A 17720-nucleotide genomic window follows, 5' to 3' on the forward strand; every position below is an offset into this window, starting at 1 on the left:
TTAAAATCAATTATTTAAGAAGGTCTAATATCATACCGGTATATACCTTAGCTGAACTTATTAAATCCTTTATATCCACTGTTTCATTATATGAATGGATACCCTCTGTATTGGCAGGTCCGTATTGTATTGTCGGAATGCCCTTGTATCTAAAATACCTGGCATCACTGGAAGCCCATTGATACGTCGCAGTTATGTCTATGCCTAATACATCCTTTGCATTAGCTTCGACTGACTTAACCAAGGGATTAGTTGTCAAAACATAGTTAGGCTCAGACCTCCAACTGTAAGTGTATGTGATTCCTCCATCCAAATCTTCTATTATCTTATCAACCCTATCTAATATGTCTTTTGAATTTATTCCTATAGGTATCCTGATATCAACGTATGCTTCTGCATGGTCTGCGACCATATTGGTCTTTGTACCTCCATGAATTTCTCCGATATTTACTGTTATATGATCCAAAATGTTTTCTACCTGGGGAGCCTTCAGACATTCTTTTGCTACCCTTTTGGATTCCGACATAACCTCTTTGACTTCACCTTCATATTCTCCGTGGATTTCCGTTAGTTTTTGAATTTCATCTAAAAAATCCATTATCTTTCTTATAGCATTTTTTCCTACATAAGGTGACAAACTCCCATGAGCTGAAACACCCGTTGCAGTTAACTTCAACCACAAAGCACCTTTCTGCCCGACTTCACAGTTGTCATATCCCGTCGGTTCCGCTACTACACAATAGTCTCCGTCAACAATTCCTTCTTCTACCAGCCATTTTGTCCCCATGTCTCCGCTTATCTCTTCGTCAGGAACAATAGTCAATATAAGCTGCCCATTTAGGGATACATCTTCTTCTGCAAGAAGTCCCATAGCGAACAGTATACATGCTAAGCCTCCTTTCATATCAGAAGTTCCTCTTCCTAAAATCCTCCCATCTCTTACTTCTCCGGAAAAGGGTTCGAAATCCCATTTTTTCAAATCTCCGGCCGGTACTACATCTGAATGCCCGTTAAATAAAAGCCTTGTTCCCTTTTCTTTTCCGTATTTAGCCACTATATTGGGCTTATTTTCCTTGGGTCTTAGGACTTCATATGAAATACCCTTACTCTTTAAATAGTTACAGATAAACGAAGTCACATCTTCCATATTGCCCGGAGGATTTTCTGTTGGAATTGCTATAAGCCGGCTACAGAGTTTTATCAAATCCTCGTTTCTTTCATCTATATATTTCCACAATCTATCTTTCAAAATATTATCTGTCATTTTGTTATCCTCTCCCTTACATTGATGTCCATCCATCTTCATATATATGGCAGGCAACCTTATGGTCTTTTTCAATTTCCGCTAATTCCGGTGACAATTCCTTACAAATACTCTTAGCATAAGGACATCTGTTGTGGAATTGACATCCCGAAGGCGGTTTCAGCGGACTTGGTACTTCGCCTTTCAGGATTATTCTGTCAACTTTGGCAGTCGGGTCTTCAGTAGGTATTGCGGAAAAAAGTGCCTGAGTATAAGGATGAAGGGGTTTTTTATATATTCCGTTGGAATCTCCTAATTCCACCATTTTGCCAAGATACATTACCGCAATATTATCGCTCAGATATTTAACTACATTTAAACTGTGAGAAATAAACAAATATGTCAGTTCAAACTTCTCCTGTAATTGTTTAAAAAGGTTTAAAACTTGAGCTTGTATAGATACGTCCAATGCTGATGTAGGTTCATCGCAAACTAACAGTTCCGGGTTTAAGGTTAATGCCCTGGCAATATTTATTCTCTGTCTTTGCCCTCCGCTAAACTCATGAGGATACCTATTCATATAATAGTAGCTGAGGCCTACCGTTTCTAACAGTTCTTTTGCCCTCTCAAGCCTTTCCTTAGGAGTTCCTATGTTGTGTATATATAATGGTTCCTGAACAGCATAGCTGATTCTCTTTTTCGGGTCCAGAGATGAATAAGGATCTTGAAAAATCATCTGAACATTTCTGCGGAATTTCTTTATCTCCTTTGAACTATAGGAGCTTATATCCTTATCCTGATATTTAATGCTGCCGGACGTTGCCTTGAAAAGCCCCATGACAGCTTTTCCTACAGTCGATTTTCCACAACCAGATTCACCAATCAGTCCTAAAGTCTTTCCCTTTTCTATTGAAAAAGTTACATCATTTACGGCCTTTAAATATGCTTTTTCTCCAAATAATTTCCCACTCTTTACGGGAAAATATTTTTTTAAATTCTCTACTTTTAGTATGGGACTGCTCACTATATATCACCCCTTCTTGTAAGAGCTTCTTTCTTTGTTTGAAAGTGGCAAGCAACAAAGTGATCTGTTTCCAATTCTATAAGAGGCGGCTGCTTTTTACTGCATATATCTTTTGCATATGGACATCTGCCGGCAAAATTACAGCCGACTCCTGTGTTCCTTAAGTCCGGAGGATTGCCCTCTATAGTATTTAAAGGCTCATTCTTTTCACTGTTTCTCTTTGGTATAGAATCCAAGAGCCCCCACGTATATGGATGTTTAGGGTTTTTATAAAGATTTATCATATCCGTGTATTCAACAGTTTTCCCAGCATACATAACCATAACATAATCGGCCATTTCCCATATTACGCCTAAATCATGGGTGATTATAAGGATAGATGTATTTAATTCTTTTTGCAAATTTTTCATAAGTTCCAATACCTGGGCTTGAATAGTCACATCTAAGGCAGTCGTGGGTTCATCAGCTATCAAAAGTTTTGGGTTACATACAATTGCCATAGCTATCATGGCACGCTGCCTCATTCCGCCTGAAAACTCAAAAGGATAGTTTTTATATCTTGACTCCGCATCCGATATTCCCACAGTTTCCAAAGCTTGTATAGTCAGCTTCTTAGCATCATCTTTCGATATTTTCCTATGAACAAGTATTGCTTCACTTATCTGTTTTCCTATGGTAAACACCGGATTTAAAGCTGTCATCGGATCTTGAAAAATCATAGCTATATCTCTTCCTCTTACATTTAAAAGCTCTTTTCGTGACAATTTCAGTATATCTTTTTCATCAAAGATTATCTCTCCACCCGCTATTTTCCCAGGAGGCGAAGGTACAAGCCTCACGATAGACGAAGCAGTGACACTTTTTCCCGAACCGGATTCTCCGACTATTCCCAAAGTCTGTCCTTTCTTAAGTGAAAAGCTCACTCCGTCTACTGCCTTTACTACTCCCGAGGATGTATAAAAATATGTTTGCAAGTTATTAACTTCTAATAACCTTTCATTCATCTTTTTCACCACCATCTAATATTATTTAACACTATTTGTTCATCTTCGGATCTAATGCATCCCTTACGCCATCACCAAAAAGATTAAAACCAATAACTGTAATCAATATGGCCAGACCGGAAAATGTTGCTATATGAGGGGATGTCAGCAAGTAGTCTTTTCCTGACTTTAGAATATTCCCCCAGGATGCAGTTGGTGGTTGAATCCCTAAACCTAAAAAACTAAGTCCCGCTTCAGAAATAATAGTTCCGGCTATATTCAAAGTAGCATAAACAATTATAGGAGAAGCAATATTGGGCAATATGTGATCTTTTATTATTTTATAGTTAGAGGCTCCCAAGGCTCTAACTGCTTGACAATAATCTTCCTCTTTAACAATCAAAACTTGACCTCTTACGATTCTCGCATAGTACGGTATATTGGCAACGCCTATGGCAAATATTACATTGTTTACACCACTGCCGAGTACGGTCATAAGTATTATAGCCAAAAGTATAAACGGGAATGCAAACATGCCATCCATAATCCTCATGATTATCGTATCTATAATTCCGCCATTATATCCTGAAATCAGCCCAAGAACAATTCCCAAAAAAGCTCCCAAAAGTGTAGCTCCGACACCAACAACAATGGATATTCTCGAACCATATATAACCCTACTCAACAGGTCTCTTCCATATTCATCTGTTCCCAGAATATGCCCCTTTGTTCCCGGTTTCAAACATATTTCAGTTAAATTAACCGCAGTAGGATCATAAGGTGCCAACACCGGTGCAAGAATAGCCGAAAATGTTACAAATACAATGATTACAAGGCCTATAACTGCAGTTTTATTCCTTAACAGCTTTTTCATAAAGCTATTGGCCTTCTGCTCTCTTTTCATTGTTTCTAAATCTTTCTTCTCCTGTTCAACTAATCTGTTTTTATCTCCATCAGTCATTATCCTTCTCCACCTCCGTTGCCTTCAAAGGAAGCTTTAACCTTTGGATTTAAAAATGCATAGCAAATATCAACTGCCAGATTTACTATTATATATACAAAGGCCATGTATACAACACTTCCTTGGACAAGAGTATAGTCTCTGTTTTGTATTGCATCAACTATTAACTTCCCTAATCCGGGCCAACTAAATATGGTCTCTGTCAAAACCGCACCGGATAATAACGACGAAAATTGCATACCTGCTATAGTAATAATAGGAGGTAAAGCATTTTTAAATGCATGCCTCCATATAACCAATTTTTCCTTTAGTCCCTTCGCATGAGCTGTTTTTATATAATCTTGTTTAGTTATATCTAACATACTCGAACGGGTAAACCTGGCAAAGGTAGCTGTAGGTCCTGTTGCAAGGCAAAGTGAAGGTAAAATTAAATGTTTTATAATATCTATCAAACCCCCTTCGCCCATTCCTACAGACGGCAGCCATCCGAGGTTTACACTAAATAACAACACTGCCATCATAGCTAACCAAAATATAGGTACCGATATGCCAACTAAGGCTAAAATCATAGATATATAATCAAAAACTGAATATTGTTTAGTTGCCGATACTACTCCCACAGGTATACCTATCAAAAGTCCGATTATTATACTTATAACAGCCAATACCAAAGTATTGGGAAATCTTTCACTTATAAGTTTTGTAACAGGTTGGTTGTAATAATAGGATTTACCTAAATCCCCATGTACAACTCCTTTCAAATACCTGCCAAACTGTACTGCTATACTATCGTTTAAACCTAAGTTCTCTCTTAGTTCTTCTACAGCTTCTACACTGGCTTGAGGTCCTAACATAACAGCCGCAGGATCCCCAGGAATGACACGGGTTACGACAAATACTATAAACACTACTACAAATACAGTTGGTATTAATTCCAGTATTCTTTTTAATGAATATTTAATCAATCCAGCTCACCTCAACCTTCTCTGTTAAAGATTATTGAAAAGCCCTATATATCGCTATATAGGACTTTTCAATTTTACCTTTTAAGACTTATTCTTTCCATACATTTATTTCTGGATTCGTAATGAATATAGTACCATCAGAACCTCTTTCAAAATCGTGTACCTTCTTATTTATCCCATCTATAATCTTTCCATTCGCAAAATTAATTCTTCCATTGTTTTCAGTAATTATTTTTAAAGCTTCTTTGTATAATTTTGCCCTTTCATTTTGATCGGCAGTCTCTGATACTGCCTTATCTAACAATTCATCTACTTTGGAGTCGTTAAATCCCTGACCATTCCCTAAAGAGCCGATTTGTTTGCTATGAAACATCTGATACAAGAAGAAATCAGGGTCAGGATACCATGTCCATGACATAGCATACATCGGAGCTTTTCCCTTGGAAACCACTTCACTGAACGTTCCCCATTCAAGTAAGTTTATCTTAACGTCGATATTTAGATTTTTCTTTAAATAATCCTGTATTATAACTGCAGCTTTATCACTTCCCGATACATATATTTCGGTTTTAAAACCATCGGGATATCCGGCTTCCTTCATCAGTTGTTTTGCTCTTTCAGGATCATATTTCGGCACTTCTTTTTCCAAAGATGCATCATATCCCCAGGATCCTGTAGGTAATGCTAAATACGCTCTTTGTGCTTCTCCCCACGGATATAAACCCTTAACCATCGCATCTACATCTATTGCTGAAATAATTGCCTCTCTTACCTTCGGGTCCTTCGTAGGTCCTTCCATCAAGTTCATCGACATATATATTATCTTTAGTGCCGGCTTTTCATTCAATACCAAATTTGAATCAGACTTTATAGCCTGTATACTTTCACCCGTTACATCTGTAGCTACATCAATTTCTCCGGTCCTTAGTGCGTTTGTCATCATATTTTGATCCGTTATAAATTTGAAAGTAACACCATCTAAATGCGGTTTTTCTCCCCAATAATTCTTCGATTTTTCAAGAACAATGCTATCGCTGTTTTTCCATTCTTTAAATGCAAAGGGACCTGTACCAACTAAATGAGTACCAAAATCTTCTCCCCAACCTTCAACTTCTTCCTTTGGAACTATAACATTGCCTGCATCCGTTAGAACCGTTAAAAAGGCTGCATTTGGCTCTGTTAAATGACAAATAATTTCTGTATCGGATACAACTTCAACACTTTCTAACATTCTTAATCTTTTCATAACAGATTCTTTTGCTGATCTTTCAAGGCTGTATTTAATATCTTCAGCTGTCATTTTTCTTCCGTCTTGGAATTTACCTTTTTGAAAATATACATCATCTCTTAAAGTGAATTTATACGTTTTGAGATCGTCTGATATTTCCCACTTTGTTGCTAACCCCGGAATTATTTTGTTTAGTGCCTTGTTATAATAAACTAAAGTATCGGCTATGCTGTGAATAACATTTGACTCATATATACCGGTATATTTAACAGGATCTAATGTCTTAGGGATAGCAGCCAATGCAACAGTTAACATTCCGCCTTCTTTTGGACTATCGGAGGAATTATCATCTGTTGTATTTTTGTTACCGGTTGATGGATCGGCGGTTTCTTTATTGCCGCAACCAGTCAATGCTAATGATAATACCATGGTAAAAACTAAAAACAGTAATAATAGTTTCTTTTTCATTCCTTTTCCTCCTCATAATAAATCATTATTTTAACCTAAATATAGTTGTTCACTGAGTTATCAACATATTTAGTATTTAAAACTATATATTCCCTTTCCTTTGAAATCTTCTGTTTTCTCCATACAGTTTAATTAATAATTCAAATTCTTTTTCATCGTAGAAACTACACTTCCCTTGCCCGTATTCTTTAGCAATTTCTATGGCAAATCTACCTGCCGTCTCCACATCAGTAACTTGAGTTGAACCTGTGGCACAACCGGCTACAGATGTTTCAGTTGTTATGGCAACCCCCACTACCGGTGAACTGGTTGTAGTAGAAGGTTGAAGAATACTGTTTAAGTGATATAACTCATTGCCATAAGGAGTTACATCCTGCTGTGAAAGGGGGAATACTACAGGGGGTTTCCCCGTCACTCTTTTCATAATATTTATAATGTCATTACTAACCTTTAGAATATATCCGTCTTTCACTGTCGGTGATATTGAAAACCCTCTGTAGTTGAGTATTTCGTTTCCTTTAGTTGTGTCTATAGCCAATATTGCATCCATTTCATCTGAAACTTCCAACCTATTCATAGTATCCATATCTACAGGAGAATCCATAAAATAAACCGGATAATGCTTTAGTGTCGGAGCATCAGGGCATATATGAGTTGCAACTATCACATCACCCTCTAAAATATCTCCTTTTGTATTCATATCAACTAATTTTAATGCAGCCGAAAGTGCAGTCAACGCTCCATCTCCATCAGAAACAAATCCATTCATCTCCGGCCTTGCTCCTAATCCTCCCAATCTCCCGATTATGCCCAATGTCTTTGCGGAGCCATTATTACTTTTCCCATTTTTCCCTTTTATTAAAATTTTTATAAAATCCGTACTTCCTTGTTTTCCCTTTACAGTTTCCACATTTACTTTTAGGTTATCGTTTCCATAATTTTCGATATATTTTGCAACCTCGCCACCATTAGCACTCGGCTTATCCAACAACTCAAATATTTCTATAACTTGTTTTAAAATCATTACATGTTTCCTCCCTTGCCTTCTAATATAAATATTTCATCAATATAAATTTCATTTGTATAATGATTTAATTAATTCTGAATTCTTATTGTTATTTTTTCTATTCTATCACTTAAAACGCATTTGGCCTATGTAAAGATGAACAAAATTATATAATCGTTTATATGCAGTTTGCTGAATTAACGCATAAAAGATATTTGAGAAATAAAGAAAGCTGTTGATTTTACACAAATCGACAGCTTTCTTTATTTATAATACATAATCTTCTTAATATTTAATCAATCTTATTTCATAATAAACTTCTCTTAAGACTACTCCTTTCTGTCATCTCTGAATCTCATTTCCCTGCTTAAATCGAGATTTAAAATTCCCTGAATATTTTCCGACCAAACTGTATTTGTCATAATACACCTCCCAAAATAAATTAACTACACTCTCCATCATCTACAATGTCAGTTTATATCCGTTCACTTTTAACCATTCTCTTCTTTCAGGATAATCAGGCATAACAAATTCCACAAGAGCCCAGAAATCCTTGGAATGATTCATAAATCTCAGATGACAAAGCTCATGTACAACTACATAATCAATTATAGGAAAAGGCGCCATAATTAATCTCCAATTGAGATTAATATTTTCCTTTGTACTGCAGCTTCCCCACAAAGTTTTTTGATCCTTTATTTTTATTTTCTTATATTTCACTTTTAGCAATAAAGAATATTTTTCAATTCTGTCTTTAACAATTTCAGCAAAATTCTGTCTGTACCATTTAATTAATATTTCCTTTATCACCTGTTTTGAGTTTTCTTTAAGCAGGTTTTCACTTATATACATTTCAATAATATTACCATTGATTATTACTTTAGGTACATTTAAATCTTCCTTTATTATTTTAAAAACATATTCCTTTCCAAGATAAAAGAGGCTTTCACCGTCAGTGAACTCTCTATGCACTGTATTTAAATTCATACTTCGAATTTCATTTATTTTTTTCTCAATCCAAGGAGCTTTTTGTTGTACTATTTCCCTGATTTTCTCTTCGTCAATATACAAAGGTACGGATACCTTGACTTCACCTTTTTCATCAATGGTTATCCCTACAGTTTTCCGCTTGGTTTTGATTAACCTATAAAATATTTTATTCCCCTTGATTCCTAAAAAATATTTATTATCTTTCATATTTATCCTCTAATTTTTTAATTTTGAATGGAGCAAAGGTACATATATATTATAATATAAATACGGCCAACTAAAATAAAAAAACACGATCTGAGATCATGTTTTTTCATTTTACCGATTATGCGAACATCAAGCGGTCACTAATTATATCCCCTGATTCTTTCTCCGTAAATAAGCTTAAAAGTTTTTCCGGAGTAATAGATTTTTTTTCTTCCCCTTTTATATCCAAAATAATCCTTCCTCTGTGCATCATAACAAGTCTATTTCCCATGGCTACAGCCTGTTTAAGATTATGTGTAACCATAAGGGTTGTTATATTTCCCCTCTTAATTATCTTATCTGTGAGGTTTTCAATAATATTTGAAGTCTTAGGGTCTAATGCCGCCATGTGTTCATCTAAAAGCAGAAGATAGGGATTTGACAAAGAAGCCATTAAAAGAGATAAAGCCTGTCTCTGTCCTCCGGATAGAAGCCCTACTTTTATATTCAACTTATTTTCCAACCCCAAAGATAACTCCGAGAGGAGAATCTTTATATCCGGTATTTTCTTCTTTTCAATCCCCCAAGAAAAACCATATCTTTTATTTTTATTTAATGCCATAGATATATTTTCCAATACTGTCATAGAAGGCGATGTCCCAATTTTAGTGTCTTGAAATACTCTTCCTATAAATCTGCTGATCTTATATTCAGACATATTTGATATTTTTTGTTCTCCTAAAAATATTGAACCTCCGTCACAAGGCACACTTCCCGAAATGATATCTAAAAGAGTAGATTTTCCTGCTCCATTACTTCCTATTATTGTTATAAAATCTCCTTTTTCTACACTAAGGCATAATCCCTTAAAAAGTTTATTTTCATTGACTGTATTTTTATTGAAAGTTTTTTGCAGATTTTGTATTTTCAGCATTTTTTATCCCTCCGGCCACTAAATCCTTTAACCATTTTCTGACTTTTACTCTCAGCTCGTTATTATAAAGTCCTAAGGCAACCACAACTACAGCAGAAGTGATAAGTTTCAAATCCGTGGCAGGCAGTCCTGCTTTCAAAGCCGCAGCTATACTCGCTTTATAAAGTATGGAACCTAAAAGGGCACAAGCCGTTCCCAGCTTAAAGGGAAAAACTCTTAGAATTGTTTCTCCTATTATAATCGAAGCAAGTCCCATAACTACTATGCCGCTTCCCATTCCTACATCTGAAAAACGCTGGTACTGAGCCATGACAGAACCTGCCAAGGCAACCAACCCGTTAGACATCATTATCCCTATCACTTTCACCTTATCAATATCCACACCAAGGGAAGTCACCATTTTATAATTATCTCCCGCAGTTTTTAATATAAATCCGAATTTTGTCTTAAAAAATAAATCAAGAAATATCTTAACAACTAAGGCAAATACAAGTATGACAAATATCGGCGGCATATTCCCCGAAAAAATTGTTTTTACATTAAACAAGGGAGTATTGGATTTACCCATGATTCTCAAATTTACGGAATAAAGGCTTAACATAACCAATATACCCGAAAGTAGATTTGTTATTTTCAGCTTAACATTCAGTATTCCCGTAACAAATCCGGCTGCCATGCCTGCACAAAGAGAGACAAGGCATGACAGTAAAGGATTATATCCTCTAAGTAGAAGCATGGCAGTTACAGATGCTCCTAAAGGAAAGGTTCCGTCAACAGATAAATCCGGAAAATCAAGTACTTTATAAGTTATATAAACTCCTAAAACCATAATCGAAAATAAGAGACCTTGCTCTAATATTCCTATCCAAAAGCTACTCAATTTTCAACACCACCCTGTACTACTTCGGCTTTTTTCATTAATTCATCAGGTATTGATATTCCTAATTTCTTTGCAGCATCTGAATTTATTGTAAGAGAAGTATCCTTAAGAGTTTCTATTGGTATGTCTTTAGGTTTGGAACCATTTATAACTTTGACAGCCATAAGTCCCGTCTGAAACCCAAGTTTATAATAGTCTATCCCTTCCGCAGCAAGAGCTCCGTTTTCTGCTTGTCCCTTTTCAGACCCTATAATGGGTATGCCGGCCTCCGTACATTTTTGTGAAATAATGGCCATAGACGAAACTATTAAATTGTCTGTGGGAACATAAAGAACGTCAATCTTCTTTTTAATAGAATCAATAGCTTGAACGACTTCATTTGTACTTGTAATTCCGTTTTCCACTATTTCAAATCCATAATTATCGGACAATTTTTTGGCCATTTCTACTTGTATCTCAGAATTTCTTTCGCTTGTATTATACAAGATGCCTACCTTTCTGGCATTTGGAATTAATTTTTTAAGGAGTTCAAACTGTTTATCCATAGGAGTGGCGTCACTTGTTCCTGTAACATTTGTTCCCGATTTATCCAAAGATTTGGCTAAACCCGCATCTACAGGATCCGTAACGGCAGTTATAATTATGGGTATATCCTTTGTAGCATTATAAGCTGCTTGGGCCGTAGGTGTAGCTATTGCAAATATAATATCTTTTTTCGCCGATACAAAATTTTGAGCAATAGTTTGGGCTGTAGGAATATCCCCTTGGGCATTCTGAAAATCTATTTTAATATTTTCCCCATCCTTTAATCCTTTTGAACTCAAAGCATCTATAAAGCCTTGTCTTGATGAATCCAATGCGGGATGTTCGCTTATCTGCATTATACCTATTTCTGCTACTTTGTTTTCCTTACTTTGATTTTGAGATTTGGAATTGCTGCAACCTGCAGCTAAAGAAGTGAACAACATAAGAACTGTTAAAAAAACTGACAATTTTTGCTTATTTACCATACTACCATCCTCCAATTATGTTTTTTGTATAAAAAAAGCTGACAATAGTATTCAGCTTTTTTAAAAATATACTACCTACTACCCTTCCATCCTACAATAAACCGTTTAAAAATTTAAATAATTTTAAATTAGATTTTATTATATAAAACCTAAAATGTCAACATAAAAAATATGTTCCATTTGGAAAATTTATAATATTTGATAAACTATTATAGATCCGGTATAGCTCGATGAGCAAGACCTATAACTATATCGTTTAAATATAAAAGACCCATACTCATAAAAATACATACGCTCAAATGCTCTCCGGCTCGTGCTACTCCAATCTTTCCCCCTATATTGTACCCGTTGGCTTTCAGTCCTATTTGCATCAATGCTTCTCTTGTTGCTCCGATTACAGCACCTTCATGAACATGGCACTCCTTTATAACTCCGCTTCTCTTTGAAGCCACAACAGCCCTTTCTATTATCTTAGGAATAGAGGAATTAAAATCTCCTCCTATATCTACCGCTACGGAAAGTATGCCTCTTTTTTTCAGATCCTTTATTATCGATTCTTCAGAAGCTCTTGAAGATATGGCAAGAGTTATTGCGGCTTTAGCAACATCAAAACTATCAAATGCCATTATTATACCCCCAATTTATATTATTTTGTACTTTTATCGTAAATTCTCCTAATTTTATATTATTCTACTATTATCAAGTCCTTGGGATAATGATTCAACACTTCACATCCATCTTCAGTGGCAATTACCAAATCCTCTATACGGACTCCCACTTCTCCCGGTATATAAATCCCGGGTTCAATAGAAAAAATTTGCCCCGGCTGAACTATATCAGTATTAGCCGAAGAAACATCCCCAAAATCATGAACATCTATTCCTATGGAATGTCCGAGTCTATGGGTGAAATATTTTCCATATCCTTTTTTCGTAATATAATCTCTTGCTGCTTCATCTATATCACAAAATCTTACTCCTGCTTTAACTTTTTCGATTCCTCTTTTATTTGCTTCAAGAACTACGTTATAAACTTCTTTGCTGTGTTCCGATGCATATTTATAAAAAACGGTCCTTGTCATATCGGAACAATAGGAATCCTTTCTGCAGCCCATATCAATTACAACACAGTCCCCTTCTTTTACAGTTGAATTATCCATTGTATGATGTGGATCTGCTGCATTAGCGCCATATCCTACAATAGGGTCAAAGGAATGGCCTTCCGCTCCTAATTCATCCCATATGTCAGAAAGTATTTTCCCCATTTTCTTTTCCGAATATTTCTTTGGCACAAGTTTAACCATTTTATCCATGGCAGTGTCATTTAATTTTGAAGCACTTCTCATAAGTTGTTTTTCAGTTTCATCTTTGCACATCCTTACTCTGTCTATAATCTCGGAAGCATTTACAAATACAGTGCCGCCTTTTAGTTCCATAAGCTTCAACAGAAAATGAGCAGGCCAATTCTTATCAATACCCATTGGCTTATCCTTTTCAATATATTTCACCAATACATCTACAGGATTCTGCACATCATTGTACCATACAATTTCCAGTCCCAAGTCTTCGCTTATTGGAAATAATTCATTTACAAACAGTTTATTATCCCCATTTAACGTTATATAAAGTGCAAGCATTCTTTCCCCGGGAAAAATCCATTTCCCTGTAAGATAAAATATAGCTGATGGATCGGAAACTATAATCTGAGGCAATTTCTTCTTTTCCATAATTTCTAAAACCTTTTTAAGTCTTTCCTGTATCATTAAATTCAACTCCTTAATATATTATTTATATCAATAATATAATTGATTCCTCAAAAAGTAAATAAGGACAAAATTTTAACCAATAACATTTTTAGGAATAAAATAAGGACAATTATTTACTTTATCATCATATATGTCCGCTTCTATTTTAAAAACTTCTCTTAATAATTTCTCATCCATTATCTTATCCGGCGGCCCTTGATTCCATAGCTTACCGTCTTTTATAACCAAAATTGTATCCGAATATCTTGCGGCTTGGTTTAAATCATGCAAAACCATCACTACCGTTAATCTCAGTGTTCTGTTTAATTCCCTTACCAATTCTAAAATTTCTACCTGATAGGATATATCAAGAAATGTAGTAGGCTCATCGAGCATAAGTATCTTAGGCCTTTGAGCCAAAGACATGGCTAACCACGCTCTCTGTTCTTCTCCTCCCGACAAGGTTGTAACAAATCTTTTTCTCAACGGAATAAGACCGGTTTTTTCCAACGCCCAATTTATTATATCCGTATCTTCTTTACTAAGCCTTTTCCCAAATTTTAAATGAGGGTACCTGCCGTATGATACCAATTCTTCCACAGATATATCGGATGCTATACTCTTTACCTGGGGCAGCATAGATAGTTTTTGAGCAATGACCTTAGTATTCATATCCTTGATATTGGTTCCGTCTAAGTAGATATTACCTCTTGCCGGCTTTAAGCATCTGCCCATAGCTTTAATTAAAGTTGATTTCCCTGAACCGTTAGGCCCTATAACGGTAACTATTTGTCCGGAATCTACATTAAAGCTTATATTTTTCACAACATTCTTGTCTCCATAATTCACATCTAAGTTTTCAACTTTTAATTCCATATTTAATACTCCTTCTTTCTTCTTAGTAAATATAAGAAAAACGGAGCTCCCAATGCTGACATTATAATTCCTACAGGTATTTCCATAGGTGCAAACATTACTCTTGCGAGGGTATCACATAGCATGACTACAGTAGCTCCCGTAAAAATAACTGCCGGCAGTAAATATCTATAATCAGAACCTATAAACAATCTCGTCATATGTGGTACTATAAGTCCTACAAATCCTAAAAGCCCTACAACGCTTACAGCACTTCCTGCCAATAAGGACGAAATTATAATAAAGGCAAACCTTGTTCTTTCAACATTTAATCCAAGGCTTGTAGCTACTTCGTCTCCCATCATCAGTATATTCAGTTTGTTTGGTATCAATAAAATCAAAAAAATCCCTATAGCTGCATAAGGAAATATAATTTTTACCTGCTGCCACGTAGTAGATGAAAGGCCCCCCACCATGAAGCCTATAACTCCTGCCACCTTGTTCGGATAAAACGTCATCAAGGCGTTTGTTCCCGCTCCCAATAAGGAAGAAACGGCAACTCCGGCCAGTATCAATCTCGTTGGTACAACACCTTCCTTCCACGCTAAAAAATATATAAAAAGTGTGGCCAGAAGTGCACCTATAAATGCACCTATAGGTGCCAAATAGTAGAAATCCGGAAAGAGTATCAGAATTAATAATGTCATAAGTCCGGCTCCAGAGGAAACTCCTATGATATTTGGCGCCGCTAATGGGTTTCTCATAACACCCTGCAATATGGCTCCCGATAATGCAAGACATGTCCCAACGAGGGCTGCTACTATAGTTCTCGGCAATCTGACGTTCCATATTATTTGATAGTTCACTGTGGATTTTTCAAAGAATACCGCATTTATTATTTCCTTTGGATGTACCTTTACCGCTCCATTTCCTATGCTTATAAAAAAACTGATTACAGTCAAAGCTATAAAAATCAGTAAAATAACCTTCTTTTTAATTCTTTCTTTTTTTATATTGCTATCAGTCATATTTTATTCCCCTTAGTATTAAGCATTTTAATAGCTGTATAGTCTTTTATATAAAGACTATACAGCCATGCCAATCTTTTTATTTGAATATATCCGGATAAAGTATTTTTGCTAAGCCTTCATAAGCATCGGGATATTTTGCATTTGGTTTATATAAGTACAAGTCCTTAGAAAGAATTATATATCTGTCATTCTTCACAGCAGTAAGAGAGCTCCAAGCCGGATTATCTTCCACATCCTGTTTCAATCTTGCCATTATTTCCTCTTTATCGCTTCCCATAGTTTGTACAAATATGAAATCCGGATCTTCCTGTATTATTTTTTCCATGCTGAAGACCTTTGCATCAGACGAATTTGCCGCAGTATCGGATATATTTATGGTGTTTAAATCCTTGAGCATTTCCCCCACCATTGATTCCGAATTCCTGACTGTAATATTTTTAGCAGTAGCAAATACTATTAGCACTTTATATTTTTTGTCTTTCGGTACTTTTGCTATTATTTCATCTACTTTCTTTTTTACTTCATTGGTGTGTTTTTCATACAGGTCTTCTCTTCCGGTAATCCCCGTGAAAAGCCTTACAGTCATATAATAATCCTTTAAATAAGTATTAGCTAAATCAATAACCTGAATGTTATTTTGTTCCAATGACGGAATCAGTGATGCTTGACCTTTAAAGTCATTAGTCAAAATGACTAAATCAGGTTTTAATGCCAATATCTTTTCAAGGCTCGGAGAACCGGGGCTTCCTACAACTTCAGCGGATTTAGCATTTTCAATAGGTTTTTCCTCGGCTTCTTCTACCTTTCCTATTACTTTTCCGCCACAGCTATCCCAGATGTCAAGATATGAATTGTATAAGCAGACAACCCTTTCAGGGTTCTTTTTTATGGTTACTTCTTTTCCTCTGGCATCTGTAAATACTACATTATCCTTATTAACAGTAACCCCGTATTCTGATACTGGTTTATTCTCTTCTTCTTTCTTCGTTTCTTCTTTAGCATCATCATTATCCGAACCGTTTACATCTTTAGTGTTTTGACATCCGCTAAATATTGATACAGCCATCACAACTACCAAAAATAATAACAACATCTTTGTCTTTTTCATATTTCATTCCTCCTAAAATATTCTTTTCAATAATCAGTTATTTTCTATGACGGTTTTTAAGTGAGATATGAATATATCTTGAATTTTTTTATTCTGACCTAATCCAAGCATATTCACTTCAACCTCAAAACCGTCTTTGATTAACGTATTCTTCCATGAACTGCCTTTATCGCCAGCCATATCGTTGATTACGTGATCCCCCGTTACCAACATAAAGGGCATTAGTATAATTTTTTTTATCTTTCTCCGGAAGAGTTGAGGTATTATATTCCCTAACGTTATACTTCCTTCCATTGTTCCGATAAATATATTGTCTGAATATTCCTTTCTAAAATATTTTTCCAACAGACTATAACTGGTATCCGAGCTATGATCTGTACCATGTCCCATAAAAACCAATGCCTCATCAGGTTTAATTTGCGGAATTTCAATTGAATTTACTGTCCTTTCATAATCTGTATCATCGTATAACAGCGGTACTCCTATTTTTACAATGATATCCTGATTTTCTTTTTTAAACAATTCTGCCTGATTTACGAGCTTATTGTATTCATGACCTGGTATTATATGAAGGGATTGTATATATATTTGGGAAATACCTTCGTTTTTCATCTTCCCCAATGCTTCTGTTACATTATTTACTGATATTCCATCCCTTTTCTTAAGTTTATTAATCACCATCTGGGAAGTAAAAGCCCTTTCCGTATAATATCCGTTAAACTCCTTCTTCACCCTCTTTTCTATGCTTTTTATACATAATTTTTCGGCTTCCTCAAAGGTGGTGCCAAAACTTGCCACAATAATTCCTTTCTCCATTATTCCCTCCTTATCTCAAATAAAAAAACCATGGCCTTTTCTGCTATGGTTATATATAAATAAAACTTACATGTAAACAACCACTTCCCTCCGAAGGCTTATTTATAAAAGTTACAGGCAGGTCTCCTGGCTAATAGTTCATCCTACTCTCAATACCTTCCCAGAAAAGCTTCCAGTGGTAATTGTATGATTTCGTTCCTATTTACAGTAGCGGGGGCTGCAGCGGATTTTTCACCGCTTTCCCTTTTAATTTCAAAAAACCTGTAATTTTAAGCTATTTAATTATAC

General features: G+C 35.5%; 17 protein-coding genes and 1 riboswitch. All 17 genes read right to left on the reverse strand.

Annotation, left to right across the window (positions count from 1 at the left end):
• Positions 1–10: 10 nt before the first annotated feature.
• The 17 genes from PP176A_RS07540 to PP176A_RS07620 all read right to left on the reverse strand — a co-directional run bounded on the left by PP176A_RS07540 (position 11) and on the right by PP176A_RS07620 (position 17432).
• On the reverse strand, positions 11–1264 hold the full coding sequence (locus PP176A_RS07540; RefSeq protein ID WP_071139920.1) for a M20 family metallopeptidase: 1254 nt from the start codon (positions 1262–1264) through the stop codon (positions 11–13).
• Positions 1265–1280: 16 nt separating this feature from the next.
• The gene (locus tag PP176A_RS07545; protein ID WP_071139858.1) at positions 1281–2267 is read right to left on the reverse strand and encodes an ABC transporter ATP-binding protein; all 987 of its coding nucleotides are present in this window, start codon (positions 2265–2267) and stop codon (positions 1281–1283) included.
• A complete protein-coding gene (locus tag PP176A_RS07550) occupies positions 2267–3271 on the reverse strand; it encodes an ABC transporter ATP-binding protein (RefSeq protein WP_071139859.1) in 1005 nt (334 codons plus the stop codon). The genes PP176A_RS07545 and PP176A_RS07550 overlap by 1 nt, the downstream gene beginning before the upstream one ends.
• A gap of 31 nt (positions 3272–3302) precedes the next feature.
• Positions 3303–4211 (reverse strand): ABC transporter permease, encoded by a 909-nt coding sequence (locus PP176A_RS07555; protein WP_071139860.1) that lies wholly within the window; start codon positions 4209–4211, stop codon positions 3303–3305.
• Complete coding sequence (nikB, locus tag PP176A_RS07560; protein ID WP_071139861.1) at positions 4211–5176, reverse strand: nickel ABC transporter permease; 966 nt, start codon at positions 5174–5176, stop codon at positions 4211–4213. The genes PP176A_RS07555 and nikB overlap by 1 nt, the downstream gene beginning before the upstream one ends.
• Positions 5177–5264: 88 nt before the next feature.
• Positions 5265–6872: an ABC transporter substrate-binding protein gene (locus PP176A_RS07565; RefSeq protein ID WP_071139862.1), complete on the reverse strand. Its 1608-nt coding sequence runs from the start codon at positions 6870–6872 to the stop codon at positions 5265–5267.
• An 82-nt stretch (positions 6873–6954) separates the two neighbouring features.
• The gene (locus PP176A_RS07570; RefSeq protein WP_071139863.1) at positions 6955–7896 is read right to left on the reverse strand and encodes a DUF1177 domain-containing protein; all 942 of its coding nucleotides are present in this window, start codon (positions 7894–7896) and stop codon (positions 6955–6957) included.
• A 444-nt stretch (positions 7897–8340) separates the two neighbouring features.
• Positions 8341–9075, reverse strand: a complete 735-nt coding sequence (locus PP176A_RS07575) for a M48 family metallopeptidase (RefSeq protein ID WP_071139864.1) — start codon at positions 9073–9075, stop codon at positions 8341–8343.
• A gap of 118 nt (positions 9076–9193) precedes the next feature.
• Positions 9194–9988, reverse strand: coding sequence for an ABC transporter ATP-binding protein (locus PP176A_RS07580; protein WP_071139865.1), 795 nt, complete (start codon positions 9986–9988; stop codon positions 9194–9196).
• Positions 9951–10868, reverse strand: a complete 918-nt coding sequence (locus PP176A_RS07585) for an ABC transporter permease (protein WP_143037661.1) — start codon at positions 10866–10868, stop codon at positions 9951–9953. Before PP176A_RS07585 ends, PP176A_RS07580 begins: the two co-directional genes overlap by 38 nt.
• The gene (locus PP176A_RS07590; protein WP_071139866.1) at positions 10865–11878 is read right to left on the reverse strand and encodes an ABC transporter substrate-binding protein; all 1014 of its coding nucleotides are present in this window, start codon (positions 11876–11878) and stop codon (positions 10865–10867) included. The genes PP176A_RS07585 and PP176A_RS07590 overlap by 4 nt, the downstream gene beginning before the upstream one ends.
• A gap of 209 nt (positions 11879–12087) precedes the next feature.
• Entirely contained in the window at positions 12088–12504 is a 417-nt protein-coding gene (locus PP176A_RS07595; protein WP_071139867.1) for a HutP family protein, read from the reverse strand.
• A gap of 59 nt (positions 12505–12563) precedes the next feature.
• The gene (locus PP176A_RS07600; protein ID WP_071139868.1) at positions 12564–13640 is read right to left on the reverse strand and encodes a M24 family metallopeptidase; all 1077 of its coding nucleotides are present in this window, start codon (positions 13638–13640) and stop codon (positions 12564–12566) included.
• 75 nt (positions 13641–13715) lie between these two features.
• Positions 13716–14498, reverse strand: coding sequence for an ABC transporter ATP-binding protein (locus PP176A_RS07605; RefSeq protein WP_071139869.1), 783 nt, complete (start codon positions 14496–14498; stop codon positions 13716–13718).
• A gap of 2 nt (positions 14499–14500) precedes the next feature.
• Positions 14501–15505 (reverse strand): FecCD family ABC transporter permease, encoded by a 1005-nt coding sequence (locus PP176A_RS07610; protein WP_071139870.1) that lies wholly within the window; start codon positions 15503–15505, stop codon positions 14501–14503.
• A gap of 79 nt (positions 15506–15584) precedes the next feature.
• Positions 15585–16616, reverse strand: a complete 1032-nt coding sequence (locus PP176A_RS07615) for an ABC transporter substrate-binding protein (RefSeq protein ID WP_083381850.1) — start codon at positions 16614–16616, stop codon at positions 15585–15587.
• Between the two features lie 33 nt (positions 16617–16649).
• On the reverse strand, positions 16650–17432 hold the full coding sequence (locus PP176A_RS07620) for a sirohydrochlorin cobaltochelatase (protein WP_071139871.1): 783 nt from the start codon (positions 17430–17432) through the stop codon (positions 16650–16652).
• Between the two features lie 99 nt (positions 17433–17531).
• A riboswitch (cobalamin riboswitch) is annotated at positions 17532–17712 on the reverse strand.
• Between the last annotated feature and the right edge of the window lie 8 nt (positions 17713–17720).

This window comes from Sporanaerobacter sp. PP17-6a (assembly GCF_900095615.1).
In the GTDB taxonomy this organism is placed as follows: domain Bacteria; phylum Bacillota; class Clostridia; order Tissierellales; family Acidilutibacteraceae; genus Acidilutibacter; species Acidilutibacter cellobiosedens.

What these genes read in the sequence shown, in the direction of transcription:
- PP176A_RS07540 (WP_071139920.1), bottom strand. Translation starts at nt 1,264, where the DNA reads ATGACAGATAATATTTTGAAAGATAGATTGTGGAAATATATAGATGAA.
- PP176A_RS07550 (WP_071139859.1), bottom strand. Translation starts at nt 3,271, where the DNA reads ATGAATGAAAGGTTATTAGAAGTTAATAACTTGCAAACATATTTTTAT.
- PP176A_RS07555 (WP_071139860.1), bottom strand. Translation starts at nt 4,211, where the DNA reads ATGACTGATGGAGATAAAAACAGATTAGTTGAACAGGAGAAGAAAGAT.
- PP176A_RS07565 (WP_071139862.1), bottom strand. Translation starts at nt 6,872, where the DNA reads ATGAAAAAGAAACTATTATTACTGTTTTTAGTTTTTACCATGGTATTA.
- PP176A_RS07570 (WP_071139863.1), bottom strand. Translation starts at nt 7,896, where the DNA reads ATGATTTTAAAACAAGTTATAGAAATATTTGAGTTGTTGGATAAGCCG.
- PP176A_RS07575 (WP_071139864.1), bottom strand. Translation starts at nt 9,075, where the DNA reads ATGAAAGATAATAAATATTTTTTAGGAATCAAGGGGAATAAAATATTT.
- PP176A_RS07580 (WP_071139865.1), bottom strand. Translation starts at nt 9,988, where the DNA reads ATGCTGAAAATACAAAATCTGCAAAAAACTTTCAATAAAAATACAGTC.
- PP176A_RS07590 (WP_071139866.1), bottom strand. Translation starts at nt 11,878, where the DNA reads ATGGTAAATAAGCAAAAATTGTCAGTTTTTTTAACAGTTCTTATGTTG.
- PP176A_RS07595 (WP_071139867.1), bottom strand. Translation starts at nt 12,504, where the DNA reads ATGGCATTTGATAGTTTTGATGTTGCTAAAGCCGCAATAACTCTTGCC.
- PP176A_RS07600 (WP_071139868.1), bottom strand. Translation starts at nt 13,640, where the DNA reads ATGATACAGGAAAGACTTAAAAAGGTTTTAGAAATTATGGAAAAGAAG.
- PP176A_RS07605 (WP_071139869.1), bottom strand. Translation starts at nt 14,498, where the DNA reads ATGGAATTAAAAGTTGAAAACTTAGATGTGAATTATGGAGACAAGAAT.
- PP176A_RS07610 (WP_071139870.1), bottom strand. Translation starts at nt 15,505, where the DNA reads ATGACTGATAGCAATATAAAAAAAGAAAGAATTAAAAAGAAGGTTATT.
- PP176A_RS07615 (WP_083381850.1), bottom strand. Translation starts at nt 16,616, where the DNA reads ATGAAAAAGACAAAGATGTTGTTATTATTTTTGGTAGTTGTGATGGCT.
- PP176A_RS07620 (WP_071139871.1), bottom strand. Translation starts at nt 17,432, where the DNA reads ATGGAGAAAGGAATTATTGTGGCAAGTTTTGGCACCACCTTTGAGGAA.